Source organism: Desulfovibrio sp. 1214_IL3152 (assembly GCF_036763055.1).
Taxonomy (GTDB): Bacteria; Desulfobacterota; Desulfovibrionia; order Desulfovibrionales; family Desulfovibrionaceae; genus Desulfovibrio.
On record NZ_JBAIYW010000208.1, the window covers coordinates 1 to 5180 of the forward strand.

At 55.8% G+C, this 5180-nt stretch carries 4 protein-coding genes; all 4 read left to right on the forward strand.

What is annotated here, in order from left to right:
* A partial coding sequence (locus V6C07_RS04395) for an SIS domain-containing protein (RefSeq protein ID WP_333535147.1) occupies nucleotides 1–736 on the forward strand: 736 nt, incomplete at its 5' end.
* Between the two features lie 541 nt (nucleotides 737–1277).
* On the forward strand, nucleotides 1278–2936 hold the full coding sequence (locus V6C07_RS04400) for a sensor domain-containing diguanylate cyclase (protein ID WP_333535148.1): 1659 nt from the start codon (nucleotides 1278–1280) through the stop codon (nucleotides 2934–2936).
* 392 nt (nucleotides 2937–3328) lie between these two features.
* Nucleotides 3329–3742, forward strand: a complete 414-nt coding sequence (locus tag V6C07_RS04405) for a cytochrome c maturation protein CcmE (protein WP_333535150.1) — start codon at nucleotides 3329–3331, stop codon at nucleotides 3740–3742.
* Between the two features lie 124 nt (nucleotides 3743–3866).
* The coding region (ccsA, locus tag V6C07_RS04410) for a cytochrome c biogenesis protein CcsA (RefSeq protein WP_333535151.1) at nucleotides 3867–5180 on the forward strand (1314 nt) is incomplete at its 3' end.

Consider the following 5180-nt stretch of genomic DNA (forward strand, 5'->3'; position numbering starts at 1 on the left):
GCGCCAGTGCGGCGTGACGGTGCTGGGCCTGTGCAATGTGGTTGGCTCGTCCATTGCCCGTGAGGCTTCTGCCGTGCTTTACACGCAGGCAGGCCCGGAAATCAGCGTGGCATCCACCAAGGCCATGTGCAGCCAGATGCTCATGCTGACCCTCATGGCGCTCTATTGGGGCGTGCGCAAGGGCTGCCTGTCTGCCGGGGAATGCCGTGAGCACCTCACGGTGCTTGAAAACCTGCCCGCCCTGCTGGACGACAATCTGCCCGCCCTGCACGAGCGTGCCAAGGAGATCGCGCGCAAATACTCGCAGGTGCACAATTTCTTCTATCTCGGACGCGGCCACTGCTATCCGCTGGCTCTGGAAGGTGCGCTCAAGCTCAAGGAGCTTTCCTACATCCACGCCGAAGGCTATGCCGCCGGCGAGATGAAGCACGGTCCCATCGCCCTTATTGATCCGAATTTTCCCACCTTTGCCCTGGCCCTCAATGACGCGCTCTTGCCCAAGGTCAAGTCCAATATGGTGGAAGTGCAGGCCCGTCAGGGCAAGGTTATTGCCCTCACCAACAAGGGTGTGGAACTGGACGTCGAGGACCGGTGGGATATCCCCGAACTGCCCGCGCCGCTTTCTGCCTTTGCTGCTCTGCCCGCGCTTCAGCTTTTCAGCTATGAAACTGCGGATTATCTGGGCAAGGATGTGGATCAGCCCCGCAATCTGGCAAAGAGCGTTACGGTTGAATAGCGCGTAATCTAGAGCAGTTTCACTTTGAAATTGCTCTGGCGACTGCGCGAGCAGACGCCCGCCGCGAAGGCGTAAGCGCAATTTATTTGCGCGGTTAAGCGCCGAAGCGAGCGTGTTTTAAACTTTGAAAATGTACATTTTCAAAGTTAATCTGCTCTAGAGCAATTTCACTTTGAAATTGCTCGGACGGCTGCGTGAGCAGACGTTCGCTACGGAGGCGTAAGCGCAGTTTATCTGCGCGGTTAAACGCCGAAGTGAGCGTGTCTTAAACTTTGAGAATGTATATTCTCAAAGTTAATCTGCTCTATAAGAATAACTTGATATATATGGCCGACCCGGAATCTCCGGGTCGGCTTTTTTGCGTCGTTTCACGGTAAGGCTGCCTTATGTTTTCCGGCATGAAAATGGGCAGCCATGCGTCGTTAAGAGCATTCAAGACTGCTTTCCTATGTAGAATTTTTTGGCTATACTGGCTGAGCGCTCCGAAAAAAATGACGGTTTTTTGGAGCCTCCAATCTGCCCACTCCGGCAAAGACATACCATGGACAAACTGGCAAAAAGAAAAATCCGTATATTTTATTATGTTACTGGGCTGTTGGCGTTGATTTTGATGTCGGTGGCCCTGTCAATTCCGTATTTCATTTCGGTGCGCGATCAGTTTGACAAAATGGTCGAGGAATCAAAATCCCGTATTTTTTCAGAGAAAAAACAGTCCCTTGTGGAAAGGGTGGAAAGGCTCGACGCACAAATCAGCGCCATGCGCACCACTGTGTATGCGGAATACCAGACCATGGCAAAAGCCTTGTGCGCTATGCTCGGCACACTGGGCATGAGCACCAGCAATATAGTTGAGGCTTTTGACCCCCTGACGAGCAAGCGTACCACACGATTCGCCCTGCATATGCCAGGCATTGGTCTTGCTGTTTTTGACAGGGCCGCCAAGAAAATTCTGTGGACGGATGAAGAAGACCTCGCCCATCTGCTGCTGGAGCGGCTTATGAAGGGGCGGACCGAGCCGTCAACGGATTTTCCTGTCTGGGCTGTGGGGCAGATTGGGGGGGCCCGGGAAGTTGTTGTTTTCGGTACGGACTGGGCCGTGGATGAAATCGCCAAAAAACGCTGCAAGGCCATTATCCGCAGCGTACGGTTTTCTCTTAACCAGTACGTATGGATCAATGAGGTGCACAACTACAGCGGCGGCCCGGGCTATGCCGTGCGGGCCGTGCATGTTGGCGAGCCGGATACCGAGGGCATGTCCCTGTCCACAGAAATGGCGGATATCAAGGGCAACCTGCCGTACAAGGAAGAGCTGGAAGGCGTTGTTGCGCACGGAGAGATATTTTTAACCTATTATGCAAAAAAACCTGGTTCTGACGAGATAAGTGAAAAGCTCACATACGCAAAATTATACAAGCCGTTTAACTGGATTGTATGTACGGGCATCTATACCGACGATATGGATTCCATCGTACAGAAGCGTGAAGACGATTTCCGGAGCGCATTCAATGACCAGATACTCTCCTTTGTCAGAATCATCTCCATAATGGCCCTGATGTACGCCGTTCTGATGATTTTTTTCGAGCGGCACCTGACGGGCATGGTTGATGGCTTTATTGCCAAGCTTAAGGAAGACGAAACCGCACTGCGGGAAGAGAAAAACAAGCTCGACGAGGCATACAACAAGCTTGAGCGCGTCGCCTACTATGATTTTCTTACGGGGTTGCTCAACCGGCGCGCCATGTATGAGCGTATTGAAGAGGAACTTTCGCGCGCGCAGCGTGAGGGACTGCAATTCTGCCTTGTGCTGGCCGATATCGACCATTTCAAGGTTGTGAATGACACCTACGGGCATGACGCGGGCGATATGGTGCTGCGCTCCGTTGCGAAAATTTTTCAGAACAATATCCGTCATGAAGACTGCGCCTCCCGCTGGGGCGGCGAGGAGTTTCTTATTCTGGCTATTTCCTGCGGCCTTGCGGATGGCCTTACGCTGGCGGAAAAGCTGCGCAAGACCGTGGAGCAAACCCCCATCCGCACAGAAACGACGATCATCAATGTCACCATCACTCTGGGAGTGGTGGAATACACCAGGGGCAAGGCGTTCAACGAACTTATCAAAGAGGCGGATTTTTATCTTTACGAGGGCAAACGCCAGAGAAACTGCGTCATGTCCAGTTCCGGTACGGTGAAGGAAGACTAGGGCTGGCCCCGGTCAGGAGTCTTTGCGGGGAAGGGGGCCGTTTGCGAGGGCTTTGGCTTGCGGTACTCTGCGCATCTATCCGAGTTTTAAGGTATACTTTGCAGTCTGGGCGCGTGCGGCCTGTCCCTCGGTGACTTGCGGCATGGTGGCCCCGCATGCCCGCGGCGGCTTTTTGCCTGTGACAGCATCACAAAAGCCGCGCCAGCCCCTGCACTGCCCTTTTAACAGGAAATATTATCACCTTGTCAGATTGGCGGAAATGGTCTAGATTCTTAGCCGTAAAACAGCGCATACCGTCCCGCGCCATGCGGGCATGGTTGCAGCGTCGGGGTTTCGGCGCTGCAAAAGCCGATTACGCGGCAAAGCGCGTCTGCCGCAGCAATGAGGTTATCATGGCCCGTAAAAAAAATACCGGCATCTATGTAGCGGCGCTGCTGCTTTTTCTTGGCGGCGTGGGCTATCTGGTGTATTCCGGCTTTTCGGAAAACAGCGTCTACTTTCTGAATGTTTCCGAAGCTCAGGCCGCCACGCCGGACAAGCTGGCTTCCGCCCGGCTTTTCGGCACGGTCGCCCCTGACGGCATTGAAAAGTCCGCGTCGGGAACCGGAGTCAATTTTCTTCTTGCTGACAAGGACAATGCCGGTCAGTCCATAAAGGTGCGCTACAGCGGAACCGTCCCCGATACCTTCAAGGCGGGCGCCGAGGTCATTGTGGAAGGCGGCATGGACGCCCAGGGCCACTTTGTGGCAAAAACCCTCATGACCAAATGCCCGTCCAAATATCAGAAAGAAAATCGCCAGAGCTGACGTCAGCCCCTGATGGAACAACAGGCCCGGCATTGCCGGACACATCGCGCATGGGGCGCGCTGCCGTATCCGGTATGGCGCATGACCCCGCAGCACGGTCCACGAGGCCGGTAAAAGGAGTTACATGTACGTTTTTGCCTTTGCCCTCCTTCTTTTGGCCTTGCTCGCCTCCCTGGGCGGCGGCGGTCTGGCCCTGCTGCAACTGTGGCAAGGACGTGAAGACTCCCTGCGTCTTGTTGAAAAGGCCCATATAGCGGTCAGCGGCGCGCTGCTCATTGCTTCGGCCATACTGCTGCACGCGCTTTTCTGGTTTGATTTTCAGGTGCAGTACGTTGCCAGCTACACGGACCGCATCCTGCCGGTTTTTTACCGGCTTACGGCTTTTTGGGCCGGGCAGCCCGGCTCCATGCTTTTCTGGGCGCTGGCCGTGGGCGTCAGCGGTTCTCTCTTCGCATGTACGCGCGCCTATAAGGGTATCAGCCGCTCCACGCGGCTGTGGTACTGGGCCTTTTTTTATACGATCATGGCTTTTTTTGCCCTTATCCTTACCAACTGGAGCAATCCCTTCATGCTCCAGAATCCTGTTCCCGCTGACGGCAACGGCCTGAACCCCCTGCTGCAAAACCCCGGCATGATCATTCACCCGCCCCTGCTTTTCCTGGGGTACGGCGGTTTTACCATCCCCGCCTGTCTTGCTCTGGCCCAGGCCCTTTCAGGCAAGGCCGACACCGAGGGGGAATGGTTCCGTATCTCGCGCCCGGTGATCATTCTGGCCTGGCTGTTCCTGACGGCCGGCATCGTGCTCGGCGCGTGGTGGGCCTATATGGAACTTGGCTGGGGCGGCTACTGGGCCTGGGACCCGGTGGAAAACGCTTCACTCATTCCCTGGCTCATCGCTTCCGCAGCCCTGCATACCCTTATTGTCGAAGACCGCCGCAACAAGCTTGGGCGCGTCAACGTGGCTATGATGGCCCTGACCACGGTTTCGGCCTTTTTCGCCACATATCTTGTCCGCAGCGGCGTTATCGATTCCGTGCATGCCTTTGGCGACGGCAGCGTGGGAACTCCCCTGACCTTGTTTATTCTGGCGGGACTGGCTGTTTCCCTGTGGGTTCCGCTGACAAGCCCCTGCAGGGGCCGTCCCCTGTCCGGCCTGGACAGCCGCGAGGGCTTTCTGACCCTTGTGGCCTGGGTGCTGTTGGCGCTTGCGGGTATTATTCTTGTAGCCACCATGTGGCCTGTCATCAGCAAGCTGTGGTCTACCGCGCCGCGTGGCCTTGACGCCAACTTTTACAATCGCGTCTGCCTGCCCCTGGGCGCGCTGCTCATGCTTATGATGGCGGCCTGCCCCTGGCTTGGCTGGGGCGGCGGCGTGCGCAACAAAAAAGCCTTTTTTGCCGTGGTGGCTGCTTTTATTGTCAGCGGCGCGGCTATCTGG